Below are 24385 nucleotides of genomic sequence, written 5' to 3' on the forward strand. Positions count from 1 at the left end.
GTACGCGCGCGGCGTCGCGCTCACCGCACCCACCAGCGCAGGACCGGCCACCACAAGGGGGACCACCATCGCCTTCTGGCCCGACACCGACATCTTCGAGGCGGCGGAGTGCTCGTTCGCGGTGCTGTGAGGGGGTGGTGAGTGTGGGGGACGCCCATTTCTCCTCCCTGCGCTCGCGGGGATGGTCCCCGGTCCAAGAACCGTGGAACTCGGGGGTGTCCTGCTCTACGCACCCGCAGGGAGCGGCCCGTCGCCGGAGACAACCCGAGCGCCTGCTCCCCGCGCTCCGGCTCGCCCGCCTCGACCGGGTTCCTCGCCGGTGCGAGCACCGGTTGGGTCTACGAGACAGCACGGTCAGGCTGCGCGTGAACTCCCGGAGCGCACATGCCCACCGAGCGGAACCACTACCCCCCATTCGCACTCTGCTTAAGCGACAGCAGAGCATCGTGAACGGAGGCCGCCATGAACCGGCGCGCACTGCTTGCAGCGGGTACCGGCTATGCGGCGGCCGTCGCCTGGACGGTGGGCTGGGGTAGTGGTCAGGTGAGGGCCGTGCCCGGCGGCGGTTCTGCCCCTGCTGCCGGCGGGCAGCGGCCCCTGGGCTCCGCATCCGCCGCAGTCGGCAGCCACGCGGTCGCGCCCCGCGCCGCTGACTGGTCTGCGCTCGACAGGGGCCTCCAGGGCGGTCTGATACGTCCGGGCGATGCCGACTACGCCACCGCCCGCCAGCTGTACAACACCCGCTTCGACGGTCTGCGCCCCGCCGCCGTCGCCTACGTGGCCAACACCGCGGACATCGCGGAGTGCCTGGCCTTCGCACGCCGCCACGGTACCCCCGTCGCCATCCGCAACGGCGGGCACTCCTACGCCGGTTGGTCCAGCGGCAACGGACGCCTGGTCATCGACGTCTCTGCGCTGAAGTCCATTCGTAGTGGCTCCGGCAGTGCCGTCATCGGGGCTGGCGCCAAACTCATCGACGTCTACACCCAGCTCGGCGCACGAGGCGTCACCATTCCCGGCGGATCTTGTCCCACGGTCGGCGTCTCCGGCCTGGCGCTCGGGGGCGGCCACGGTGTGGTCTCGCGTGCCTATGGGCTCACATCCGACAACCTCACCGGCGCCCGCATCGTCACCGCCGACGGCAGGACCCTCGACGTGTCCAAGGACCGGGAGACCGACCTGTTCTGGGCACTGCGTGGCGCAGGAAACGGAAATTTCGGCGTCGTCACCGAACTCCGGTTCCGCACCCACAAGGCCGCCGACGGCGTCACCGCGCACATGACCTGGCCCTGGTCCAAGGCCGCCGCCGCACTCCGCTCCTGGCAGGAGTGGGGCCCCGCCCAGCCCGACGAGATCTGGTCAGCGCTGCACCTGTCCGCCGTCGCCGGCCGGACCCCCACCGTCTCCATCAGCTGCTTCTCACTCGGCACGTACGGCGATCTGCAGAACGCCGTCGACCGGCTGGCGGACCGCGCCGGCGGCCCCGGCCCCGCCTCCCGCATCACCATGCGGCGCCGCGGCTACCTCGACACCATGCGAATGTACGCCGGCTGCGCGACGAAGCCCACCACCCAGTGCCACCTGCCCGGCACAACCCCAGGGCGGCTGCCCACCGGCGTACTCCAGCGAGAGACGTACGCGGCACGCTCGGACTTCTTCAACCGCTCACTGAGTACCGCCGGCATCCGGTCACTGCTGGACCAGGTCGAACGCCACGGACGCAGCAGCAACAGCGGCGCCGTCTCCATCGCGCTCACCGCCTTGGGCGGCGCCGTCAACCGCGTTTCCCCACAGGCGACCGCCTTCATACACCGCAACTCGCGCTTTCTGGCGCAGTACACCGCATCCTGGCCCGCCGGTCATGCCCCCGGGGCGGCGACGGCCTGGCTGGACGGCACGCACACCGCGATGCGCCGGTACGCCTCGGGCGCGGCATATCAGAACTACGCGGACGCAAATCTGAGTAACTGGCGCTCCGCGTACTACGGCTCGGCAGCTCACCGGCTGGCTGAGCTGAAGAGGCGTTACGACCCGGGCAGGGTTTTCGACTTCCCGCAGGCTCTGTGAGCCGACGTGGGGTGTCGTCACGCAGCGGCAACCCGGACTACTGGCACCAGATGTGCGGTGTGCGCTGCCCGCGCACGCGGGGCCTGCGGTGTCTCCGTAGAGAATACGGGCGTGGGGACGGGGCCGCCGAGGCGGCGAGGAGCTCCTCGGAGGAGAACTGCTCCCTGTGCCCGCGGGGATGGTCCCACTCCAGGGGCGACCCGTTGGGGGAGTGAACCCCACGGAGCTCTCCAATTGGAGAGCTCACTCCTGCTGTTTCCCTCATCCGTGGGGTTGGTCCTGGCTTCGTTCATCTCCAGTGACAGTGTTTGTTGACGGGTTTCAGCAGTGGTTGGTGATCAACTCGCCCGTGGATGTTGATGCGAAATGACGGCGCTCTGGCGCGTTGGACCGCGTTCACGTCAAGACCACGCATCCCTGTCGCTCCAGTTCGGTCAGCACTGGCAGGGAGGGATCGATCTCGTTCCACCGCAGATCCAGCTTCTCCAGTGATGGCATCTGAACGAGCCAGTCCGGCAGGTGGCTGAGTCGATTGCTCCGCAGGTCGATCTGCCGCAGGAGCGGAAGGCCGGCCAGAGCCTCGGGAAGCTCAGCGACGGCGTTCTCCCGAAGGTCCAGGTGACGCAGTTCCTGGAGTTCAGCAGCCGATGGCGGCAGGTGCTCGATGGCGTTCCCGCGTAGCCAGAGCTCGCGCATTTTGCGGAGCTGGCCGATCGAGTCGGGCAACGAGGTCAGCCGGTTGTGCTGCGCTCTCAGCTCGATGAGGCTGATCATCCCGCCGATGGCTTCAGGCAGGGCAGCGAGGGGGTTCTCGCCGACGTTGAGGTAACGCAGTTGAGTCAGATGTCCCAGAGACTGCGGAAGCTGTGTCAAGCGGTTGTCGTGCAGGTAGAGGCAGTCGCAGAGCCCCGACAGGTCCCCCAGTTCGTCAGGCACCGCAGCGAGCGCGTTGTGGCCCAGATCCAACGTGCTCAGTCGCTCTAGTTTTCCGATCTTCGGCGAGAGGGTCGTGATTCCGTTCTCCGCGAGGATCAACACGCGGAGCTCGGTTCGCTGCCAGACGGACTCTGGCACCTCTCCGAGCCCTTGACGCCATAAGTTCAGCCCGTGCCTCACAGCTTCGCCCCCTTCTTCAGCGGTTCTGCCCTCCATTGTCGTCTGTGCCTTTCTGGGGCGGCAAGCTGCTGGCGAGGCAGCTGTTAAGCAGGTTATCCGGCCTTGGCAGGGCCCTTGCCACGACCTGAGCACGCACTGAACACCAGGCAATCGGCTGATGCAATTCGTCGGCTGGGTGGCCGGACGGGAGTCAGCGGTCGAACAGCAAGCGGTTCGCCCGGATCCAAGCGACCCTGTCGTCGAGTTCCTGGAGCAGTCCCTCAGCGACCCAGGTCGCCTGGGGTTCGTGGCCCTCCCCGGCCAGTCGGCGGACGAGTTCGATGTTGTCCTGTTGCCTGTCAATGACGGCGTCGACCATGCCGGATACCGAGGAGAGCCCATACGCAGTACAGAACACCTCCAGCTGTCGGCGTACGCGTGAATGTGCACAGCCCGGTACAGGTCTATCTGCGCAGGCAGTGACCGCTGGGGAGGCCGCAGGGCGGCGTGGAGCAGGCAGCCTGTGATGGACGGCCGGAAGACGTCACGTCGACCTGGTGCCGCCGTCGCGTTGGGCGATGGTGTGAGTGAAGTTCTCTCTGACGGCCCTGGTGAGCGGGTGGTCTTCGCGCATCAACTGCTCGCAGTTGATGAGGATCTGGAGGACAGGGCTGCGACCGGTTCCGACTCGCGTGCTGGGGTCGCCGGCGCGAGTTTGCCTCAGACGTAGCGATTTCGTAGTATCCGAAATCGTGAAGTCCGAATTCGTGCCGCCCGTGCAGTCGGCGCTGCTGGCCCTGCAGCGCGCGACACACGCCACCCTGCAACTGATCGCCACCGAACTCGTCGATCTCGACCTGTCCGCCTCCGAGATCAACGCCCTCGCCAACCTCGCCGACGGGCGAGGCCGCACTGTCTCCCAGCTAGGCGCCGCCGTGGGCAGTCGTCCCACGACGCTGACCAGCGTGCTCGATCGGCTGGAACGCCGCGGCCACATCACACGAGGCACGCGAGCAGGTGACCGCCGCTCGGTGCTCATCGAACTCACCGAATCCGGGCGTGCGGCAGCCGCTCTGATCAGGCAGACCTTGGCCGATCTGGAGAACCGCGCGCTCAACGGCCTGCCGCGTGAAGCGGTCGCCGGTTTCCACGCGGTACTGGACGCACTGATCGAGGAGGGCTCGTGACCGAGATGGCCAAGGAGCAGTCCACACCGTTCGCGGAACTGATGGGGGAGGCAATGGCCGATGCCGAGCGTTTCGGACACCGGCAACACGTCCACCTGACCTGGCTCGCGGTACGGCGCTACGGCACCACCGCAGCCGTGGACCTGATCAGCGACGGCATCCGGGAGACGGCCCGCTATGCGGGTGTCCCGCAGAAGTACAACACCACCGTCAGCCGCGCCTGGGTCGAACTCGTCGGCCACCACGTCGCGCACCACGGCACCGCCGACTTCGACGCCTTCGCCGACCACAACCCCGCGCTCCTCGACAAGAGGCTGCTCACCCGCTTCTACCGGTCCTCGACGCTGGCCGGCGACCAGGCCAGGACCAGCTGGGTCGAGCCCGACCTCGCCCCGTTCCCCTGGCACCGCTACCACTAGGGGAGGCGCGACCACCCCTTGCCGCAGGACGTCAAGGCGAGCTGAACGGCAGCCGGCGCCGCAGCCGAGACGTCCCGCGAACCGTCGCCCACCGACGAGCACCAACGGGGCATGCCCGCGGTCCCGCCACGCCCATCGACGGGCGGCAGGTCGCCCGGCAAGGTGCTGTGCCGGATCTGGGCCCACACCGGGCGGCGGTACTTGTCGTGGTCGCAGCCGCTGGCGGCCAGAGGGGGTTCGGGTTGTCGGCATGGCCGGCCGACAAGGCCCGTGACCGGCGGGATCTTCCGCAGCAGCGGCATCAGCTGAGTGAGTGAGCGGTTTCCGTCGGTCAACGACACCGCAATCGGGAATGCCCTGGCCGTCGACGATGGTGCTTGCTGCCCGGCCGTGCGCGGTCGACGGGGCTGGGACCGCTTTTGGGCCCTGCCGCGCGGCCCTGACGTGCGAGGAGTCGATCACGGCCCGCGACTCGTCCAGCGCCTTCGCGATCCGCAGCTTCCTCAGCAGCACCATGTACAGCTGCTCCCAGACACCGGCCTCGTTCCACGCGGCCGGACGCCGCCAGCAGGTCATCATGGACCCGAGCCCAGCTCCTGGGACAGGTATGGGCAGTGGATCCCAGTACGCAGAAACGAACACGATAAGGTGTCGATCTTGCTGAAGATCGCTACCTCTGGAGAGAAGTGCAGGATGCACATCCTGGACGATCCCTCCGAACTGTCGGAGCGTGCTCAGGATCTCCTCCGCCGTACAGGCCGACGTGAGAGTCCAGTTGGGTTCGACGTACCGATAGAGATGTGGCAAGTGCACGACCGCGCGGGCCGTCTCGTGCCGGCCCCCATGGAACTCATCATCCGATGCCTGGGTTTCGAGCAGAGGTTTGGCGGCTTGCGCTACCAGGTGCGGCGCAGCTGGACTCTGGATGGGGATCGATGTGAGACCTCCTACGGCTGGGAATATGACCACTTCGACGTGAAGACGCCGGCCTGGCAGGATCCCGTGCGAGGCGGCTGGTATTTCGAGTGGTGCGGAGAGCGTGTGTCGAAGCCGTGCCGGGACTTGATTCATACCGATGGAAGCGTCGGCACTGATGTGGACGGCGGCAGCCCGTATCTTCCCGTCGCCCCCTCGATCACTCATTTGATCGAGTCCCATGCGCTCACCGATGCCGTCTCCGCCTGGAAGCCCTGGCCGGGCGGCTCTGCTGACGCCTCGGCCGCCCAGGTTCTTGACGGACTCGTCGAAGTACCGGAAGCCTCGTGGGAGGGCTCGCGATGGCGGCTGTCGAAGTCCGTCGCAGTCTTCGACAGCGAAAGCTGGGACCGTGAGAATCCACGTCGTCACGTGCGCATCTGGTCGCGGGACGAGGTCGGTCACCGTCAGGTCCAGGAAGCTCTCGAGAGTGAGTGAGGGAGATCTCGGCATCTGGATACGCAGCGGCTCAGTCGGCTGCGGAACGGTCAGGCGTCTGCGTAGGAGGAGGTACTCGCCCTCGGCATCCTCCAGGGCCGGAGCCTTGCTACTTCTTGCTGGTGAGCTCTCTTCTCCTGGGCGAGGCGTGCAGCCAGCGCCCTCACAGAGATGAGGTGGACGAAGAAGTGGCCGGCTCCGGGGTTTGACGAGGCCGGAGAGCGCGTCGTGAGTTCGCATCACCGTCGACGGAACCGAGGCGGACCTGCTCCCGCCCGAGCGGGGAAGGTCCCGTGGCCCAACAGACAGCGGCGTACCTGCACCGGACGTCCCCTCCGCGGCTGGGCGGCGTGCTGCCAAGGGGCCTTCCGGTGCCACGTGGCGGCTGCGGCCCTGACGGTGGTGACGCCACGGGTACGGTCGGCGATGTGGGGGCGGTGATCATGGTGGTGGGGCGTGATTCGATGGCCCGGTGAACACCTCACAAGCCACTTCCCTGCCGCGCACCTCGTCCGGGTGACCCCGGAGTGTTCCGAATGCCCCCACCGAGGTCGCCGACCGGGCCCTGCTCGTCCCCGCCTGCTCCGACCACCTGCTCGACCCACTCACCGTGCCGCCCCCGGCCCCCAGACCTAATGTGGCGTCATGAGTGACCCGGAGAAGAACAAGGCCACGGCCAAGGCGTTCTACGACCTGATGTTCAACCGGTGCCGCCCCGCCGAGGCCATCGACCAGTACGCCGGCGCCACCTACATCCAGCACAACCCGCACGTCGGCGACGGCAAGCAGGCGTTCATCGACTACTTCGAGCGCATGGCCGCCGAGTACCCGGGCAAGCGCGTCGAGTACAAGCGCGCCTTTGCCGAGGGTGACCACGTCATCCTTCACTGTCGCCAGATCTGGCCAGACGAGGAGTACGCGGGGATTGACATCTTCCGCTTCGACGCAAACGGCAAGATCGTCGAGCACTGGGACGTCCTCCAGGTCATCCCACCCACATCCAAGAACGACAACACGATGTTCTAGCCAGACCAGACCAGACCAGACCAGACCAGACCAGACCAGACCAGACCAGACCAGACCAGACCTCGCCCCCCGCTCCCCGTTCGTGCGGGGGATGGTCCTGTGGTGCTGGGGATGGTGACGGTGCCCGGTTCCTGCTCCTCCATTTCGTACTCGGCCTGCTTTAGGCGGTCCTCGGGGATGCCCCCGGGAAACGGCGGTGCATGCCGCGCATGGTCTTCTCGCGGAACCAGGTGACCTCGGTGGAGCCCTCGGGGACGTCGAACGTAGCCCGCCAGAACCGTCCGGCGCCGTCGTTGAATCGCGGACGGGGCCAACGTGCCGAAGTCGGCCCCGAACTCCTCCCTCTCACGGGCAAAATAGGTGCGTCTTCGCTGGTCAGCGGTTCGGCCGACTGTGAAGGGGAACGGTGTCACCTGCTTTGAGGAGGCGGCGCACCACCAGCGATGGCGGCCCGCTTGTCCCCGGCAGGGTCGGCGAGCGCTTCTCGGCCCGCGTCGCTAGGAAAGGCGTGGGTGCGTACTCGTGACGTCTCCGCATGATGGCCGGGCTGGCCGAGCGCCGTGCGGCGTCTGACTAGACGGGCGGTGACGGCGGAGAGTTGCCCGGAAGGGTCGGCTTCTCCGGGGTCCGTACGTCCCCGCTGCCGAGCAGGACGCGGGCCCGGACCCGCATCGGCTCGTCGCCGCGCCGGGAGAGCAGGACAAGCTCGTCGACCCGGGCCGTCATGGGGCCGAGGAGGGCCTCCGCCTTGCGGGCGAGGGCGTGCGGGTCCGGGGTACGGCCGAGGGACAGGTGCGGGGTGAAGCCGTGCGAGTGCGATCCGCAGAGCGGGAAGCGGAGCTCCAGGGATTCCCGCAGCCGTGCCCAGGGCTCGTGGTCGGCGGCGGCCGGGTCGAGCCAGACGGTGGCGTCCTCGCGGTGTCCGAACCAGTGGACGCCTGCCAGGCGGGCGGTGAACGGCGGCGTCTCGGCGAGTGCCGCGGTGACCAGCGGCAGGGCCCGGGCGAACTCGGCCTCGGGGACGAAACCGAAGAGTACGTTGACGTGGGGCGGCCAGCGGTGGATCTGGCGGTCGTGTTCGCGGCGGATGTGCTGGATCGGCGGCCACAACTCCGCCGGCGGCAGCCAGGCGACGGCGGTGCGGTTCGTCGACGGGACGGCGAGGATGTCGCCGGGTGCCGGGGCCGGCACGGGACCGGCCTGCCCGGCGAGGGTCTCGTCCAGCCGGTCGATGCCGGAGGCACGGTCCCAGACGACCTTGCCGTCCGCCTCGAAGAACACCACCCGGTGCCAGGGGATCTCCCCGCCCGGTACGAAGTCGCCGAGCAGGACCCGCTTCGGCGGGGCCCCGCGCTCTGCGATCCCCATCACGAACCGCCCGGGGTCGAAGCGCGGGTCCCAGAGCACCCGGTGGTAGATCTCGTCGCTGGTGTGCACGTCAGCACCTGCCCTCGACTATCAGGATGACGCGCGCCCGGACGGCACTGCAATTTCCGGACAGGTGACGGCAGGGGCGTCAGGCAGAGACGTCGCGCCAGCCGGCGGGGAGCGTCATACCAGTGCGCGATATTCGGAGCTGGAGGTCGGCCGACCGCCGTCGCGTCGGACGAGCGGCACACGTGTGACACACGCGCGGCTGCGCGTACATGATTCGCCTATTCGCTCGACACCTGTCAAACGGGAAAGAGCGCGGGAAGGTTGAGAGCTCCGGGTATGTACCCGCGCCCTCAGTAGAGCGACGTGGCAGATGTGGCCCCTCCGTCCACGGTGAAGACGGTCCCACTGGTGTAGCTGGAGCGGTCCGAGGCCAGGAAGGCGACGAGATCGGCGATCTCCCGCGGCTCCGCCGGCCTGCCGAGCGGGTAGTGGGCGGTGAGTTCGGTGTACTTGCTCTCGTCCGACAGCGTGGCCCGCGCCGCGTTCTTCAGGTGCTGGACCATCCTTTCCGTGGCCACCGGGCCCGGATTGACTCCCACCACGCGGACGCCGTCGGCGAGACTGGTTCCTCCGAGAGCGCGTGAGAACGCCATGAGGGCGGCGTTCCCGGTGCTTCCCGCCAGGTAGCGGCTGTCGACGCTCTCCCCAGCGTTGCCGATGACGTTGATGACGGCGCCCCTGCCGCGCCGCTTCATCTCCGCGTACAGCAGGCGGGTCAGGTTGATGTAGCCGTACACCTTGAGTTCCCACCCATGACGCCAGCTCTCCTCGGTGGTGGCGTCGAGCGTGCCGCCCGGGATGTCTCCGGCGTTGTTCACGAGGATGTCGACGTCTGCGGTCTTCGCCGCCAGCCCGGCCAGATCACCGGGATCCCTGAGGTCCACGACGCTGGTGGTCACTTTGACGTGGTGCGCGGAGCGGAGCCGTGCGGCCGTCTCTTCGAGGAGCGGACCGCTGCGGGCGGCGAGGTGGAGGTCGCAGTGTTCCTCGGCAAGCACCTCGGCGATCGCCGCCCCGATACCCCGGGAAGCCCCGGTGACGAGAGCGGTGCGGCCGGTCAAACGCAAGTCCATGGTGGGCCCTTCCACCTCACGCGGCTGTGCCGCACGCGCCCGTGAAACCGGGCACTTTCGATGTCGCGGCGCTGCGAGGACCCACGGTGAGCGGGTCCGAGCCGCCGTGTCGCTCAAGCCTACTACCGGGTCCGCCTAAACTCACACGTGCCTCTATCGAATGGCACACGTATCTGGTGTGAGCGGTGTTGATGGGGTGGCCGGTCATCCCATGCGGTCGGCCTCGAGCACCGCCGCGTACCGGGGGTCACCGGGGGCAGCGACCAGCCGGTGCCGGTAGCTGTGGATCACCACGTCGACGTAGTCCGGGTTCTTCCACACCTCCGCCGCCCGTGCGAACTCGGCCCCGGTGAAGCGCCACTCGGGCGCCTTCGCCGAACTGAGCTGCCGGGTGGTCGGCCTCTGACGGCACGCCTGATCCGTCCCACGTGGGTCCGGCCGCTTCGGACGGCCGGACCACGGTGTCGCCCGTGCGCGACACGAAACATCCGCCACATGTGTGGCAGGGCTGCTTCCTGGAGTGGGGAGGGGCAGGACGGCGGTAGGCGCCGTGCCACCAGATCCGGGCGGCGGCGGCCCGCATGCCGAACGGCGTGGTTGTCAGTGTCATGCCTGCGCCCTGTCTTCCCGAAGGGATGGAAGCCAGCCCGGTGCGGGGCCGACTCGGGGCCCGCGTCTGCCGGAGCTCGCACCGCGGCAACCATACAACGTGTTCATACATGTCGTCTCCGGCGATGCGGACATATGTGTGTGAAGATTGGCGCCCGGAGAAATACATGTGCACAGCGAGTGTGAGGGGGACTTCCGTCACGCGTCCGCGCCCCGGACCGCCACCCTCCGTCGGCAGCACGGTGGGAAGTGTCAGGGCTGTCGGCGCGGGTGCTGAGGACCGGTACGCCAGTCGTCAGCCTTCGTCACGCGGGTCATTCGTCCTGCTTGCGGCGAGATCGAGGATCTACCGATCCACGTCACGCTCCGCCCCCCCCGTGCGGCGCATCACCAGTGCACGCCGACGAAGGACGCGGTACGTCTCGTACATGGTTGCCCACCGGCGCATCCTGTGGGTTCGGGCGCTCCCTCGCAGAGGCGGTTCTGGCGGCCGGTGACCGGTTGGCGGCCACCGCTCGGCGTCCGGAGCACCTCGCGGACCCGGTCTCACGCCACGGAGAGCGGATGCTGCCAGCGGCCCTGAACGTCACCGAAGCCACCGCTGCCCAGCAATTGGGCGAGGCGTTCGGGCGGCGTGCGGAGGCGTGACGGCAGAGCCTTCAGGGTCCGGAGACTGACTGGCCAGGAGGGCCGGTAGTCACAGCGGAAGCCGGCCCGCCCTAGGCAGGGCCCCGGGATAGCCTGCGCCCGTGAAGGTCTATCCCCTCTGGCACATCGGCCACCAGAACGAAGCCGGTCCCAACGACGAGACGATTCACTTCGACGACGGGGGCGTGTTCATCGACGAGCAGGACGGCGACGACGTCAAACTGCTCGGTATCTACTCCTCCGAGGGCGCGGCCGAAGAGCGGATGCGTCGTGCGCGTCTTCTACCGGGCTTCGCCGACGAGCCAGACTGCTTCCAGATCGGGGAGTACGACCTCGATGATGACGACTGGACCGAGGGCTTCGTCCGCGTGCCGGTCTAGATCTTCGGGTGAGCGATCCTGCCGAGGCGGGCCATTCACGCCGGTTCGGGGCTGCGATTCGTCCCCGTCCCCGTCGTCCCCGCCCCCGACACCGAGACAGACAGTGGTGACGGCCGGGTGTACGCGGCCGGATCGCCGGTGGAGGCTGCGGGGCCAACGTCCGGGAGAGTGCCCGTCTCGCCGTACACCGCCCGGGGCGAGGACGGCGCCCTCGCCGACACGGGCGGTGGGTTCCTGCCTGCGTTCCTCGCTGCCGACCGTAGCCGGTCGACGGCACCGGTGGCCCACCGAGTCCCGGGCCCGTGGGCAGGCCTAGATCCGCGAGTTGCGCAGCGACTGCCATACAGCGCCGGTCAGCGCCCGTGTCGCCCGGGGGACCGACAGATGCTCGTGCTCGCGGTACAGGGACCAGTTGTATTGCACGAGCGACAGCTTGTTGGAGGACAGCGATCCCGCCTGGTGGGCCCTGTACACCGCAAGCGGCTCAGCCAGCCCCCGGGCGTCAGCGCCGTCCCGCATGATCGACAGCCAGAGGGCGTAGTCCTGGCGCTTGCGCATCTCCGGCATAAGCCTCGTGCCCAGGGCCTTGCGGTCGTACATGGCGGTGAGAGCACCGATGTGGTCGCGGACCAGCATGGCGCGGTAGTCCACGTGCTCACGTGCACGGATCACCCGCCCGTTCGGGACCCAGTCGGTGCTCTCGCCGTCGTAGTCGGCGTCCATCTTGAAGTACGAGGTGAAGGTCAGAGGCGCAGTGCCCTCCGCGGCGAAGGCGAGCTGCTTCTCGGTCTTCTCCGGAAGCCACATGTCGTCGCTGTCGAGAAAGGCGATGTAGTCCCCGCGGGCCCGCTCGATCGCAAGGTTGCGGGCCCGGCCCGCGCCGCCCCGTTCGGGTGCCGACTCCGGCAGGACGCGCTTGTCCTGCTCGGCGAACTCTCGGAGCAGTTCCATGGAGCCATCGGAGGACTGGTCATCGGTGACCAGCAGCTCCAGGTCGCAATGAGTCTGCGTGAGCACAGATCGGACGGCTGCGCCGAGGGTGGCTGCCGAGTTGTACACGGGCATCACGACAGACACCAGGGGCACTGCATTCTCCTTGCCAGACCAGGAACGACGGTCCATTCAAGCACTGCAATCGAGTGGGAGCTGCCATGTGGACAGTCGTCGCTGGTCAGGGCTATGCAGGCTCCCACTCGCCGTACGCGACGCAGAGGGGTCATCGTGTCGTCGGCTACGACGTGGACACGCACCGCGTCCAGCAGCTCGCCGCCCGCCAGTCCTACGTGAGGGACGTGGACTCCTCACGGCTGCGCGCAGCGCTGGACTGCGTACGGGGCCTACTCAGCGACTGCCGACGCTGCCGCGCCGGGCCGGCTTCGACATCGCGGGATCGTCGTGCCGCCCCGCTGCGGGACGCGTGCCCGACCTGGCCTGCATCGAGTGCTGCGCCCGGCCTGTGCGTCTGCCCGCAGTGCACCGCAGACAGCAGCACGACCGGCCAGTTCCGCGTCTCGGACTCGGCTTCGCCAAGCCGTCGGTCCCGTTGCGGGAGAAGAGGACGTAGGCCGGCGAGTACGAGATGACCAGGAAGCATCATGATCACCACAACGCACAGGAGCAGGGCCACGATGGGAGTGCGCAACAGGCCCACCGTCTCCGTCGGGTGTTCCCAGATCCGTATAGCGGTCCCCGGGAGTTCGAACGGGAGTTTGAAGATGAGCCGCCGTATGGCATCACGCTGCCCTGAATCAGGGCCCCGATAGCAACTGCGCTGGTTCCGCAGGCTGCGCACCGCCGGGAGATCCGCGACGACATCCGCCACACGTTCGTCACCTTTGGCTGCGCTGTCATCTGCTGGCGACGACTCCGCACCGCACTTTGTCGAGAGCAGGGGCAGACGATGCGCTTGAGGAGATGGCTTGCTCGATGGGTCAGAACGCATACGTGGCAGTCCGGCCCGCGCGGCCTCACATCCGGGATCTCAGCACGTCGACCTCACAGCCCCGCGCGAAGGGGTCGAAGCCGTGCTCGATCAGCCAGCGAACCGCCAGCAGGCTTCGCAGTGACCACCACGCGTGGATCACGTCGAGGTCGATGTCGGTGCCATAGCCGGCGATGACGTCGTCGAGGTGCTCCTCGTGTCCGAGCGTGAAGGTGGCGAGGTCGTACAGGGCATCACCCTGGCCCGCCTCGGACCAGTCGATGATGCCCGTGACCTCGTCGCCATCGACGAAGACGTGATCGATCTGAAGGTCGCCGTGCGTGAACGCCGGAGTCCACGGCCGGAGCGCTGCCTCGGCGACCTGGCGGTTGCGGGTGACCAGGTTGGCGGGCAGGACGCCGCTCGTCACGAGCAACTCGCACTCGTCATCGAGTTCCGCGGCCAGCGCGACGATGTTCCGGCCGGCCCGGCCAGGCCGGGCCGGCAGCGGCGCTTCGTGCAGCTTCCGGATGGCGGCGCCCGCCGCGGCCCAGGCCGCCGGCGACCCGGTCGACGGCCCGCCGAGGCGCCCAAGCGTCGTCCCCGGGAGTGCAGCCACCGCGAGCACGGGCGGCTTACACCACAGGACGTCCGGGGTCGGGACCGGCGCCAGGGACATTGCCTCGACCTCGACGTCGATGCGTGCCTGATCGGCGTCCACCTTCAGAAACACGTCGCCGACGCGCAGAGTCGCACGCTCGGAATGGGCGACGACGACTTTGACCTCATCCATGGGCGACCAGTATCCCGGGGAGGACCACCGACGTCGCCGGGTTTATCGCGTACGGTTACGCGGCTGGCCGCGTCCCGCTACCCAGTGGCCTCGTGCACGACACCGACCTCTGACCAGGTCAAGCCCGCCACTTTTGTCAGGATTCCTCAGTCACTGCACGATCATTCCACTGCTTCAGGTTCTCCCTGCTTCAGGTTCTCCTTGCTCGAACGCGATGCGGCAGCGTTCAACCTGGTCGGCCACCTGTTCCAGGAACCAGCGCATGATCTCGTAGGGCACAACGCGTTCCTCAGGGCTGTATACGCGGATGGTCGGTTCCAGATTCGGATCCTCGTCCGGGACAAGCGCTACCAGGCAAGCAGAACCGGGAAAGTGGGTCACTGCGGCGTCGGAGTTGGCCGGCGCAGGCCGAGCCTCGCTCAGTTCTACGACCCAGGCATCGTCGGGCAAGGCATAGTGGAACAGGACGGCGTAGTGACGGCCTGCATGTTCTCGCAGCTCCCATGGCATGCCAGCAGGCTGCCACAGCCGCCGCGTCGGAGTCCCGCGGGTATTCCGCTCTCACCTAAGCGCAACCCAGCCAGCGTTTGCGGGACAGCCCTTGGCTAGCGTTCAGCGGATCATGTGACTGTCCGGCAGGGCTCTCGGCCTGATAAGGATCTCTGAAATCGGCCAGGGACGCTCCTTCCTCCACCTTCGTTGTGTCTTGAAGCATGTGGGGAATGTGGGGAGTGAAGAGCGAGCGTGGGGCCCGGCGACCGAGGTCGCCGGGACCTGTTGATCGGTGACGGTCAGGGAGTCGTTGCCCGCGGTGCTCACGGAGTCCGCCGCAGGGAGGTGATGCCGCAAGCCGACGACATCCACCAGGCGACGGACGCACTCGTTGCGCTGACGCCGATCCCCTCCGACCTGACCACTAGAGCCTGTCTCTTGGAAGTGCTGTGCGCGGGGTGCTGCATGCCGGGTCGAAAACCTGTGTCGGCGTCCGCGGCACGGTGCGAAGCTTCGGGCCATGACCTCACCCGAGCTCAGTGACCTGGACTATCTCCGGGAGATCGAGTGCCTCGCCAACCGCGTCAGTGTGGAGGCATCCAATGAAGGATGGCTCTCGTTCCAGGCAGACCCGGGTGAGGCGACACCACTCCAGCGCAGCGTGAACGCGCTTGCTCGGACTCTGCGCCATTACCACTTCGACGGTGACGGTTGTCTGGACGAGGACCGGCCTCTGGTCCGCCTCGTCGGAGCCTCGGTGTTGAAGCCCGGGGCCATGCCGGACGGGGTGGAGGAGGCGTACGAGGAGGTGTGTGCACGGATCGGCGTCGACCCCAGGCCGGAGAGCTGGGCACTGTGGAACACCTGGGGCGACGGGGACCTGAAGGTGACCATGGTGGTGTCAGCCGTCGAGACGACCGAGGGGCTGTTCGAGAACTGGGCCCGCGGGAGAGCACTCGACCCGGTGTCACCACTGCCCTCCCAGATCGCCCTCGTCCGCCAGGGTTGGATAGGACCGACAACGTTCTCACCTCGCGGCGTCAAACGGACGGGCCTTGGCGGTCGGCCGCTGTCCTAGGCTCTGGCCCTCGGCCAGAGCCGTGTCCACATGAAAATCGCAGCGAGGTGTAGTGCGGCCTGGTAGGCGATGGCGAGCTGTCGGTTCGCATGGCCAAACCACGCCACTGCTTGAGCCGGTTGATGCACCGTTCGACGGCATTGCGCTGCTTGTATGCCTCAGCGTCGAAGCCGGGCGGGCGGCCACCGGCGCGACCTCGCCGCAGTCGGCAGACTTTTCCGGACTAAGGACAGCCCACTGGCGTCAGCTTCAGCTGAACGTGAGCGAACGGACTCTGCCTGGCGTGCCAGGAGGAAATGAGTTGTCGGGACGCAGCCGGGCCGCGACACTCGCGATCATGACGAACCCAGCCCGGGACCTGGCACTCAGCCACTTCCAGTGGATCGACGGCCACGCCGACGTCTGGAAGATCTTCCGCGACCCGGACGCCCTATCCGGCGTCATCAGGGGGCTCGCAGCGACATTCGAGGGTGAAGGGATAACCGCTGTCTGCGGCATCGAGTCCCGGGGCTTTCTGCTTGGCGCCGCAGTCGCCGTCGAACTCGGCGTCGGCTTCATCGCCGTGCGCAAGCAGGAGGGACTGTTCCCCGGTGAGAAACTCACCAGGCAGACGTCCCCTGACTACCGCCGCCTCCGCCACGAACTCCGCATCCAACGAGCCTCGCTCACACCAAGCGACCGAGTGCTGATGGTTGACGACTGGATCGAGACTGGCAGCCAAGCACTGAGCGTCAAGTCCATGGTCGAAGAAGGCGGAGGCCGTTGGGTCGGCTGCGCTGTGATCGTCGACCAGACATCCGAGGCATGTCGCCGGAGCCTGGACGTGCGCGGCCTGATCACAGCGGCCGAACTCCCCGAATGGAACCCGCAGCGGTAGCACCGAAGCCGGGCCGATATGTTGCCGAGAGCCGTCGCGCCGGCCTTCAAAGGGACCGGCCTCGCCTCGGGCGGGGCCGGTGTCTCTGTGCCGCCGACCGGTACGAGCCCTACCGGCTCGTCGACGGCGACGGCGACGGCGACGGCGCGGCCGTGGTCCCTGCCGCAGTGTTCTTCCAGGAGCTACTCGCGGCCGGGAAGACGGCGGCGACCGTCCGCTCCTATGGCATGGACCTGCTGCGGTGGTGGCGGTTCCTGCACGCGGTCAAGGTGCCGTGGGATCAAGCGACACGCGTGGATGCTCGGGATTTCAGCTGTTGGATTCAGCTGGCGGTCAAGCCGCGAGCGACCGCAGCCAGGCGGCGGTCGGCCCGTACAGTCGGCGCCCCGAACCCGGTGACCGGAAAACGGGCCCTGGGCTCGGCTATGCCCCGTCGACCGTCGCCCACAGCGAAACGGTGCTGCGCAGGTTCTACGACCTGCACCGTGATGCTGGATCCGGGCCGGTGCTCAACCCGTTCCCGCTGGACCTGGCTCGTCGTACCGGCCGCGCGCACGCACACCACAACCCGATGGAAGCCTGGGCGCCGGAGCGGACCGGCCGCTACCGGCCCACGGTTCCGCGCCGGATTCCTCGCTCGATCCCGGACGAGTGGTTCAACACGTTGTTCGCGGCGCTGCGGTCGAACCGGGACCGGGCCATGATCGCACTTTGGATCTCCAGCGGAGTCTGGGCCTCAGAGTTGATCGGCGTCCGGCAGTGCGACGTCGACCCGGGGCAGCAGCTGGTCAGCGTTGTGCGGAAGGGTTCCCGGGCCCGGCAGCATGTGCCGGCCTCGGCAGATGCGTTCGTGTGGCTGCGGCTCTACCAGCAGGAGCTGCACGGGCTGGTGCCGCCGGGCCGAACGCAGCCAGTGTGGTGGACGCTGCGGCGTCCGTTTCAGCCGCTGACCTACCACGGAGCCCACCGCATGTTCGAGCGTGTGAACGCGAGCTTCGTTGCTGACCGGACCCTTCACGACCTTCGGCACAGCGCCGCCGCCCGGATGGTGCGCGCCCTGGCCCTGACGCTGACCGACGTGCAGTGGGTCCTCGGGCACGCGCATCTGACCACGACCGAGATCTACCTTGCGCCGCGCCAGGACGAGGTCGTGGCCGATCGGTCCGGACGGCACCGCCGTCGAGGTCGCCAGCCCCAGGCTGAACGCCAAGGACGAGCTCATCCGCGTCCGCGCCTTCTATCTGGACATCGCCCATTGGGCGGCGGAAGAACCGGCCCGCTGGGCTCCGTGCGTGGTGCCCTGCCCGATCAGCGACGACGAGATCAGCAAGGCCAAGGACCGCAAACACCGCAAGGCCCGGATGGACCAACGCACCCGCGAACGGCTTCCCGTCCTGCCGGTGCTGGCCGACACCGTCGACCGCAGGCGACGCACCGCAGCCGAACTGCTTGCCGCCGCCGAGCACACCCGGCCTGGGGACCTGATCCCCGACACCGCCGGAGCCTTGCGCAGAGCCGTCACGCCCAAGGCCGCTGCGCACATGACCTGGGCCGAGGAGACCTCGACCGGGCGGCGGCGGAACCTCACCTACGAGGAGACTGAAGCCTTCTGGGCCTTCGCGGCGATCGAGGTCCTACGCCTGACCGCCATCCGCAACGAGGAGCTCCTGGAGCTGACCCACCACAGCGTTACCGAATACCGGCTCCCGAGCACCGGCGAAGTCGTGCCCCTGCTGCAGGTAGCCCCGTCCAAGACCGACAGCGAACGACTCCTGCTGGTTAGCCCGGAACTGGCGGACGTCCTTTCCACCATCGTCCGCCGCCTGCGAGGAAGCAGCCGTGCGATCCCGCTGGTGACCTCCCACGATGTCCACGAACGGGTCTGGAACCCACCGATGCCGCCGCTGTTCCAGCGCGATATCGGCACCGAGCACCGCGCTTTCAATCCGACCGCGCTCCGCCAGCTTCTGATCAACGCGCTGGCCGCCACGGGCCTGACCGATGCCGGCGGAGAACCGCTCGTCTTCTCCCCGCACGACTTCCGCAGGATCTTCGTGACCGACGCCATCATGAACGGTCTGCCACCGCACATTGCCCAAGTGCTCTGCGGGCATCGGAGTCTTGATACGACGATGGGCTACAAGGCTGTCTACCCGGCCGAGACCATCGAGGCCCACCGCGCCTTCATCGCCCGTCGCCGGGCCGGCCGACCCAGCGAAGAGTATCGGACGCCGACCGAGGAGGAATGGGACGCTTTCCTCGCACACCTCGAGAAGCGCAAGGTCTCCATCGGCACCTGTGGTCGCGCCTTTTCAACCCCTTGTGTTCATGAACACGCTTGCGTTCGTTGCTCGCTTCTCCGGCCGGACCCGGCCCAGCGCCACCGGTTGGAGGAGATCCGCGACAACCTCGTCGCCCGCATCGCCGAGGCCGAGCGCGAAGGCTGGCTCGGAGAAGTCGAAGGGCTCCGGGTCAGCCTGGCTGGCGCCGAAGACAAGCTCGTTCACATGGACCGACAAACTTCCGGCGGTACGGCGATCGGCCTCGGCATGCCACGCATAGCCCCCGCTCAATCCACCCAGGTGGAGGGAACGGCTTCGCTGGCACAATCACTGGATGACCAGCAATGACATCCGGTTCGACTGCCGACACCCTGGCGACGGCGGCCCGCTCGTGATCGTCCCCCGCATCGACGGAGCACCACTCACCGAGCTCATCGACGGGTTCGAAATCACGGCCGGGATGCAGCCAGCAGGCGACGCCTACGGCGGTCTGATCCCCGAGTTCTTTCGGTTCGGCCCGATGCAGGACCACTTCCTCGGACGGTCTACCAACGCGATGGGGCCGAAGACGCCCGTTCTCGGTTGTGAATGCGGCGAGTGGGGATGCTGGCCGCTCATGGCCCGCATCACCTCGACGGCCGACTTCGTGACCTGGGACGCCTTCGAGCAACCGCACCGCAAGACCCGCGACTATGCGACATTCGGTCCGTTCCAGTTCGACCGTCACCAATACGATGACGCCTTGCGGGCCCTGAGCACGGTGATCGACTCCGACGTCGACGACACGCGCCCATGAGCGCTACCCGGCGCGGCCTGCCGGACTCAGGGATGAGGAAGCAGTTCATGGAAAGGTTCGAGACAGAGAGTCTGGCGCTCATGCCTGGCCAGAAGGTGCAGGCCAGGGTCCTCAGCCATCACCCATGGGGCGTGCTCGTTGAGATCGTTGGTTACGAGAACGCCGGTCTGTCGGCCTCTATCGACATGATCAAGCAGTTCTCCCAGACATCGAGCAGCCACGACGAACTACTCGCGCTCTTTCCGCCCATCGGTTCACAGATCGATGCAGTGATCGAGCAAATCCACCGCTGGCATCCACCGGTATCAGTGCGGCTCACCATCCGACCTGCCGACCTGGAGTCGCTGGCCTGGGGCTGCGACTTCTGTGGTGAACCGATCACGTTGAGGGATGCGGGCGGCGATGTGGACAGGCAGCCCGCCGATCACGGCCTCGGTCCCGAACGTCCTCGCTCTTGGACGGCACGATCTGCAACAGCGGGACGATCTCGCCGGTGTCCGGGAGCTTGTAGGAAACGAGCGCGAGGTGCGTGATCTCGGTGAGTTCCTCGACGCGTACTCCGGTGTGCCGGAGGGTCTCGATGACGGCTGTCGGCGTACCCGTGAACGTGCCCAGTCACGTACGGATGAACGTGCCCGCCTGCGGATGTACTCAGGAGTGATCGTGGGCAGTCTGCTGCCGGCCTGTGAAGGGTGGCGGAGGGCGGCTGACCGTGGTCTTGGACCCGCAACGATGGATGGAGCTTCGACGTTTCCGCGGGCTGTTCGAGTCCGGGGCGATGAGCCTGTCGGAGATCGCGAAAGAGACCGGGCTCAACCGCCGCACGGTCCGCAAGTACCTGTCCTCTGAAGCTCCGGTCGCCCCGCCCCGTCGGGCCGCGCCCGGACATGGCCGTCGGCGGAAAGTCGATGCGGTCGCGCCGCTGATCGACGCGATGCTGCGGTCCGAGATCCTGATCAAAGGCGCCGTGGTGCACGAGCGGCTGGTGGCCGAGTACGGCTTCACCGGCACCTACCAGCGGGTGAAGCTCTACATGCAGGAGGCACGACCCCATATCGCCGAGGAACTGGGCATCAGCCCGGGCGAACTGGCCGGCCTGCACCGCAGGTTCGAGGTCGTGCCCGGAGCACAGGCCCAGGTCGACTGGGGAGACGAAGGCCAGATCCTCGCCCACGTCGGCATCCCGAAGGTCTACTCGTTCCACATGACCCTGTCCTACTCGCGGGATCCGTTCTGCTGCTTCACCACCAGCCAGGACCTGGCCACCTTCTTCGACTGCCACCGGCAAGCGTTCGCCCACTTCGGCGGGGTCCCGATGTCGATCGTCTACGACCGCACCAAGACTGTCGTCCGCAGGCACGTCGCCCCGGGCGAGGCGGTGCCACTGCACCCGGAGGCGGTCGGGTTCGCAGGACACTACGACTTCGACATTGACGTGCTGGCCGCCTACCGCCCCACGGGGAAAGGCCGGGTTGAACGGCAGGTCTTGATCGTCCGCGACCACGTCCTTGCCGGACGGTCCTTCTCCTCCATCGAGGAGCTGGACTCCGCCTTCAATGCCTGGGTGCCGTTGCGTCGGGCGAAGTCCCACGGCACCCACGGCGAGGTGATCGGGCACCGCGCAATCCGCGACCACGTGGCCCTGCGGCCGTTGCCGGCGGCGCCTTATGTGGTCACTCAGCGGCACCTTCGCTACGTCGGTAAGGACTGCCTGGTCGCCTTCGACGCGAACCTCTACTCGGTGCCGGCCCGCAAGGTCCGTCCGCGTCAGCTGGTGGAAGTCAGGGCCACGAAGTCCCAGATCATGCTGCATTCCACCGTCCCTGACGCCAACGGCGACACTCTGCTGGCTATCCACCCAAGGGGCGTCGGCCGCGGAGCCTGCGTCGTCGACGAGAAGCACTGGGATGGCCTTCCCGACGGGAAGAACCGGCGGACCACCACCGGTGACGTTCCCTCGCAGCCCCGTCACCAGAACGCACTCGGCAAGGAATCGGCCGACTCACTGACGGCTCTCCTGAACCGGGCCGCGGCCGTCCGCGTTGAGGTCGGCCGCAGACCCTTGTCGGTCTATGACGAACTGACCGGGACCCGTCCCTTCACCACCCACCTCACGCAGGAGGAGCCCAGTTGAGCGAGCTGGTCAGCACCCGCATCCGCACCACCGCCGCCAGGCTCGGCCTGCCCCACCTGGCCGAGAGTTTGAACCAGTACGCCGGCCGGGCGGACGAGGCAAAGATGGGCTACCTCGACTTCCTCGCCCTGGTCCTGGCCGAGGAACTCGCCGTTCGTGACGACCGGCGCTTCCGCCAGGGCCTGCGGCTGTCCAAGCTGCCGCACCACAAGACGCTCGATGAGTACGACTTCTCCTTCCAGCCCGAACTCGACCCCCGCAAGATCAAGGACCTGGCCACCCTCGCGTTTGTCGAGGCCAAGGGCAACGCGGCCCTGCTGGGACCGCCCGGGGTCGGCAAGACCCACATCGCGGTCGCTCTCTCGGTCGCCGCCTGCCGCGCTGGCTTCTCGGTCTACTTCACCACCCTCGACGACATGGTCCGCCAGCTCAAGGCCGCCGAGGCAGCCGGACGCCTCAACAGCAAGCTCCGCACCTACCTGAGGCCCGGCGTCCTCGTCGTCGACGAGGTCGGCTACCAGCCGCTGGACCGAGCCGAAGCGAACCTGGTCTTCCAGGTGATCTCAAAGCGCTACGAAAAGGGTTCGATCATTCTGACCTCGAACAAGACCTTCAGTGAATGGGGGCAGGTATTCGGTGACGAGGTCCTTGCGACGGCCATCCTCGACCGGCTCCTGCATCACTGCGACGTCGTCTCGATCAACGGTCCGAGCTATCGGCTGAAGAACCGGCTCGCCGCCATCGAACGCGACACCAGCGCCGCTTGATCACACCAACTGCCCGACACGCATCGGCCTCCCGCCGGCTTCCTAGACGGGCCGGCGGGGAGGCAGAGCCGCTCGGGCACGCCAGAAATCCGCGTTGCGAGGGTCGGTGAGCCATCCGATTAGACGCTCAGCACCTGCTTGGAAGGCGCGAGGCAGTGAGGTCTCTTCACCGACAACAAGCCTGAGGGAGTCGACGTCATGGCTAGCGTGATCGGTGTCGCACCAACAGGCCACGTTCACCGCCGCATCGACCGCGAGCTGGCCGAAGTCTGTCCACACCACTTGAAGCAGGAACTCCAGCTGATCGCCCCCGTCCGCATGCTCAATGACATCCAGGCCGAGCACAATAGGCGTCCACGGCCGCGGGCCCGGGAAGACCACGTGATCCAGTGCCCACTCCCATTCAGCCTTGTCTCCGTCTGCGCGAGCCGCATCAACTGCACGGGCGGCTTGTTCCAGGGATCCCACGTCGACAGGTGACAGGTGGGGGAAGAGCGTGGTCAATGGGACATCGTCGAAGGCGCCTCGCATGAGTCGATCATGCGTTCTCTCCGCCGCCAACGGCAAGGACCCTCCGCCCTGACCTTTCCCATCGCACGACCGGCATCCTGACGATCACCAAGCTGAGCACGTTCATCCGTACCTGGCTGAGCACTTCAACGAGTACGCCGACAACGGCCCAAGCCCAGAACGCCTCGTCCTCGGCCATGCTCTGGTTGATCCGTTTGGTGCTGCCCTCGGCCTGGATGTAGACGTGTGGGGTGACGTGGTCGGGGCGGCTGGTGACCTTGTGGGCGGCGGGCAGGACCCGCAGGTAGCGGGTGCCCTCGTGGTCGAAGTACTCGTCGAACGGTGTGGCCCTCGCGGCCTCCAGCAGCGCGGCGGTCTCGTCCCGCTCTCGCTCGGCGGCTTCGACCAGGTGCCCAAGGTAGGGGAGCCGCTCGCGGACACGCTGGTGCATGCGGGCCTGGGTCTGGGCCACGGCCTTGAGGTTGCCCGCGCCGTCGCCGCGGCGGATCGGGCTGGGGCAGGCCCACTCAGCCCAGAACGGATCTTCGTGCGCCCATTCCTGGATGTCGAGAGAGAAGCCGCGGATGCGCATCATGACGTCGTAGCGGGAGCGGCGCTCCACGACCTCACCGCCCTTGTTGACGTAGGTGAGCAGCCGCTGCTTCCAGCCGTCGACCGCTTCCTCGGGCAGGCGGAGGGTGTCGGTGTCGATGCCGGGGTGGTGGGCTTCGATGTCGGCCCAGAACACACCGGCCAGCTCACGGGCCAGTCCGACGAAGGTGCCGTAGTCGACGTCGGGCCGGCGCTCTTCGAGGTAGCGGACCAGCAGGTTGCGCACGGGTGTGCTCTGGAGGTTGTAGAAGTCGACCAGTTCGGCGGTGGGCCGCTGGCCGTGCCGCAGTGCGTCCTTGAGGGTGTCCTTGGAGTGGATCACCCCGGCGCCGCGCAGCAGGTCCCAGGCGCTGTGGGTGCCGTCGTAGGAGTAGCCGATGGCCCGCCGCCCCCAGGCCCGTGCCTCGAAGACGTCCTCGGCGGTGAGCTGGTCGAGGTCGCGGCCGGTGTGCAGGATCATCTTGGAGAGCACACGCAGGCCCTCGTCGACGTGCCGGCTGGTCATGCCCAGCTCGCTGCCGTGGCGGCGCATCTGCTCCAGCGTCCCGGACGGGAACATGCGCTGGACGTCCTTGAGCAGCGGCATGGCCTTGTAGTTGCGCATGAACTCGTAGTCGGGCAGCACGATGCGGCTGATGAACATGCTGTTCAGACCACTCAGCAGTGTTGATCGGCGCCCCTCGTAGCTGTGGCCATTGTCGGTCTGGGCGAGCACCTGCTCGAGTCCATGGCCACCCGCCCCCCCACCGCGGGAGCTGGATGGCGCGGA

23 protein-coding genes and 2 pseudogenes are annotated in these 24385 nt (G+C 67.5%); 16 read left to right on the forward strand and 9 right to left on the reverse strand.

Going from position 1 to position 24385, the window contains the following annotated elements; all coding sequences use genetic code 11:
- Window positions 1-462 precede the first annotated feature (462 nt).
- A complete protein-coding gene (locus tag AC07AW_RS34620; RefSeq protein ID WP_478819446.1) occupies window positions 463-2067 on the forward strand; it encodes an FAD-binding oxidoreductase in 1605 nt (534 codons plus the stop codon).
- 396 nt (window positions 2068-2463) lie between these two features.
- Here AC07AW_RS34620 and AC07AW_RS34625 read toward each other — a convergent pair whose 3' ends face one another.
- Both AC07AW_RS34625 and AC07AW_RS34630 read right to left on the reverse strand, forming a co-directional pair.
- The gene (locus AC07AW_RS34625; RefSeq protein WP_478819447.1) at window positions 2464-3105 is read right to left on the reverse strand and encodes a leucine-rich repeat domain-containing protein; all 642 of its coding nucleotides are present in this window, start codon (window positions 3103-3105) and stop codon (window positions 2464-2466) included.
- Between the two features lie 268 nt (window positions 3106-3373).
- On the reverse strand, window positions 3374-3541 hold the full coding sequence (locus tag AC07AW_RS34630) for a hypothetical protein (RefSeq protein WP_478819448.1): 168 nt from the start codon (window positions 3539-3541) through the stop codon (window positions 3374-3376).
- Between the two features lie 373 nt (window positions 3542-3914).
- On the opposite strand from AC07AW_RS34630, the gene AC07AW_RS34635 reads away from it, so the two are divergent.
- The 4 genes from AC07AW_RS34635 (at window position 3915) to AC07AW_RS34650 (ending at window position 7207) form a co-directional block, all read left to right on the forward strand.
- Window positions 3915-4349, forward strand: a complete 435-nt coding sequence (locus tag AC07AW_RS34635; protein ID WP_478819449.1) for a MarR family winged helix-turn-helix transcriptional regulator — start codon at window positions 3915-3917, stop codon at window positions 4347-4349.
- Window positions 4346-4768 carry a hypothetical protein gene (locus AC07AW_RS34640; RefSeq protein ID WP_478819450.1) on the forward strand — a complete coding sequence of 141 codons (423 nt, stop codon included), beginning with the start codon at window positions 4346-4348 and terminating at the stop codon, window positions 4766-4768. Before AC07AW_RS34635 ends, AC07AW_RS34640 begins: the two co-directional genes overlap by 4 nt.
- Window positions 4769-5425: 657 nt before the next feature.
- The gene (locus AC07AW_RS34645) at window positions 5426-6181 is read left to right on the forward strand and encodes a hypothetical protein (protein ID WP_478819451.1); all 756 of its coding nucleotides are present in this window, start codon (window positions 5426-5428) and stop codon (window positions 6179-6181) included.
- 645 nt (window positions 6182-6826) lie between these two features.
- A complete protein-coding gene (locus AC07AW_RS34650; RefSeq protein ID WP_478819452.1) occupies window positions 6827-7207 on the forward strand; it encodes a nuclear transport factor 2 family protein in 381 nt (126 codons plus the stop codon).
- Window positions 7208-7780: 573 nt separating this feature from the next.
- Here AC07AW_RS34650 and AC07AW_RS34655 read toward each other — a convergent pair.
- Together AC07AW_RS34655 and AC07AW_RS34660 are read right to left on the reverse strand one after the other, a co-directional pair.
- Window positions 7781-8644 carry an RNA repair domain-containing protein gene (locus AC07AW_RS34655; RefSeq protein WP_478819453.1) on the reverse strand — a complete coding sequence of 288 codons (864 nt, stop codon included), beginning with the start codon at window positions 8642-8644 and terminating at the stop codon, window positions 7781-7783.
- A gap of 290 nt (window positions 8645-8934) precedes the next feature.
- Window positions 8935-9717 (reverse strand): SDR family oxidoreductase, encoded by a 783-nt coding sequence (locus AC07AW_RS34660; protein ID WP_478819454.1) that lies wholly within the window; start codon window positions 9715-9717, stop codon window positions 8935-8937.
- Between the two features lie 1358 nt (window positions 9718-11075).
- Here AC07AW_RS34660 and AC07AW_RS34665 point away from each other — a divergent pair.
- The gene (locus AC07AW_RS34665; protein ID WP_478819455.1) at window positions 11076-11354 is read left to right on the forward strand and encodes a DUF7336 domain-containing protein; all 279 of its coding nucleotides are present in this window, start codon (window positions 11076-11078) and stop codon (window positions 11352-11354) included.
- A 312-nt stretch (window positions 11355-11666) separates the two neighbouring features.
- On the opposite strand, the gene AC07AW_RS34670 is transcribed toward AC07AW_RS34665, so the two are convergent.
- The 3 genes from AC07AW_RS34670 to AC07AW_RS34680 form a co-directional block, all read right to left on the reverse strand.
- Window positions 11667-12440 (reverse strand): glycosyltransferase family 2 protein, encoded by a 774-nt coding sequence (locus tag AC07AW_RS34670; protein WP_478819456.1) that lies wholly within the window; start codon window positions 12438-12440, stop codon window positions 11667-11669.
- Window positions 12441-13321: 881 nt separating this feature from the next.
- The gene (locus AC07AW_RS34675) at window positions 13322-14068 is read right to left on the reverse strand and encodes a phosphotransferase family protein (RefSeq protein ID WP_478819457.1); all 747 of its coding nucleotides are present in this window, start codon (window positions 14066-14068) and stop codon (window positions 13322-13324) included.
- Window positions 14069-14242: 174 nt separating this feature from the next.
- Window positions 14243-14578 (reverse strand): hypothetical protein, encoded by a 336-nt coding sequence (locus tag AC07AW_RS34680; protein ID WP_478819458.1) that lies wholly within the window; start codon window positions 14576-14578, stop codon window positions 14243-14245.
- 502 nt (window positions 14579-15080) lie between these two features.
- On the opposite strand from AC07AW_RS34680, the gene AC07AW_RS34685 reads away from it, so the two are divergent.
- Window positions 15081-15638 carry a hypothetical protein gene (locus AC07AW_RS34685; protein ID WP_478819459.1) on the forward strand — a complete coding sequence of 186 codons (558 nt, stop codon included), beginning with the start codon at window positions 15081-15083 and terminating at the stop codon, window positions 15636-15638.
- On the opposite strand, the pseudogene AC07AW_RS34690 reads toward AC07AW_RS34685, so the two are convergent.
- Window positions 15635-15846 (reverse strand): annotated as a pseudogene (locus AC07AW_RS34690) (IS5/IS1182 family transposase); the annotation flags it as partial. The gene AC07AW_RS34685 and the pseudogene AC07AW_RS34690 overlap by 4 nt on opposite strands.
- Before the next feature lie 129 nt (window positions 15847-15975).
- On the opposite strand from AC07AW_RS34690, the gene AC07AW_RS34695 reads away from it, so the two are divergent.
- The 9 genes and pseudogenes from AC07AW_RS34695 (at window position 15976) to AC07AW_RS34735 (ending at window position 22974) form a co-directional block, all read left to right on the forward strand.
- Window positions 15976-16515 carry a phosphoribosyltransferase family protein gene (locus AC07AW_RS34695; protein ID WP_478819460.1) on the forward strand — a complete coding sequence of 180 codons (540 nt, stop codon included), beginning with the start codon at window positions 15976-15978 and terminating at the stop codon, window positions 16513-16515.
- 227 nt (window positions 16516-16742) lie between these two features.
- Complete coding sequence (locus tag AC07AW_RS34700) at window positions 16743-17219, forward strand: hypothetical protein (RefSeq protein ID WP_478819528.1); 477 nt, start codon at window positions 16743-16745, stop codon at window positions 17217-17219.
- A pseudogene (locus AC07AW_RS34705) lies at window positions 17216-17593 on the forward strand (site-specific integrase); the annotation flags it as partial. The gene AC07AW_RS34700 and the pseudogene AC07AW_RS34705, both read left to right, overlap by 4 nt.
- A 214-nt stretch (window positions 17594-17807) precedes the next feature.
- Window positions 17808-19145 carry a tyrosine-type recombinase/integrase gene (locus AC07AW_RS34710; RefSeq protein WP_478819461.1) on the forward strand — a complete coding sequence of 446 codons (1338 nt, stop codon included), beginning with the start codon at window positions 17808-17810 and terminating at the stop codon, window positions 19143-19145.
- Complete coding sequence (locus AC07AW_RS34715; RefSeq protein WP_478819462.1) at window positions 19132-19593, forward strand: hypothetical protein; 462 nt, start codon at window positions 19132-19134, stop codon at window positions 19591-19593. Before AC07AW_RS34710 ends, AC07AW_RS34715 begins: the two co-directional genes overlap by 14 nt.
- A 47-nt stretch (window positions 19594-19640) precedes the next feature.
- Window positions 19641-20126, forward strand: coding sequence for a hypothetical protein (locus AC07AW_RS34720; RefSeq protein WP_478819463.1), 486 nt, complete (start codon window positions 19641-19643; stop codon window positions 20124-20126).
- A 203-nt stretch (window positions 20127-20329) separates the two neighbouring features.
- Window positions 20330-21727, forward strand: coding sequence for an IS21 family transposase (istA, locus tag AC07AW_RS34725; protein ID WP_478819464.1), 1398 nt, complete (start codon window positions 20330-20332; stop codon window positions 21725-21727).
- Window positions 21724-22494, forward strand: coding sequence for an IS21-like element helper ATPase IstB (istB, locus tag AC07AW_RS34730; RefSeq protein ID WP_478819465.1), 771 nt, complete (start codon window positions 21724-21726; stop codon window positions 22492-22494). The genes istA and istB overlap by 4 nt, the downstream gene beginning before the upstream one ends.
- Window positions 22495-22692: 198 nt before the next feature.
- The gene (locus AC07AW_RS34735; RefSeq protein WP_478819466.1) at window positions 22693-22974 is read left to right on the forward strand and encodes a hypothetical protein; all 282 of its coding nucleotides are present in this window, start codon (window positions 22693-22695) and stop codon (window positions 22972-22974) included.
- Window positions 22975-23032: 58 nt separating this feature from the next.
- Here AC07AW_RS34735 and AC07AW_RS34740 read toward each other — a convergent pair whose 3' ends face one another.
- On the reverse strand, window positions 23033-24259 hold the full coding sequence (locus AC07AW_RS34740; protein WP_478819467.1) for a hypothetical protein: 1227 nt from the start codon (window positions 24257-24259) through the stop codon (window positions 23033-23035).
- Window positions 24260-24385 lie beyond the last annotated feature (126 nt).

This window comes from Streptomyces sp. NPDC044003 (assembly GCF_056435185.1).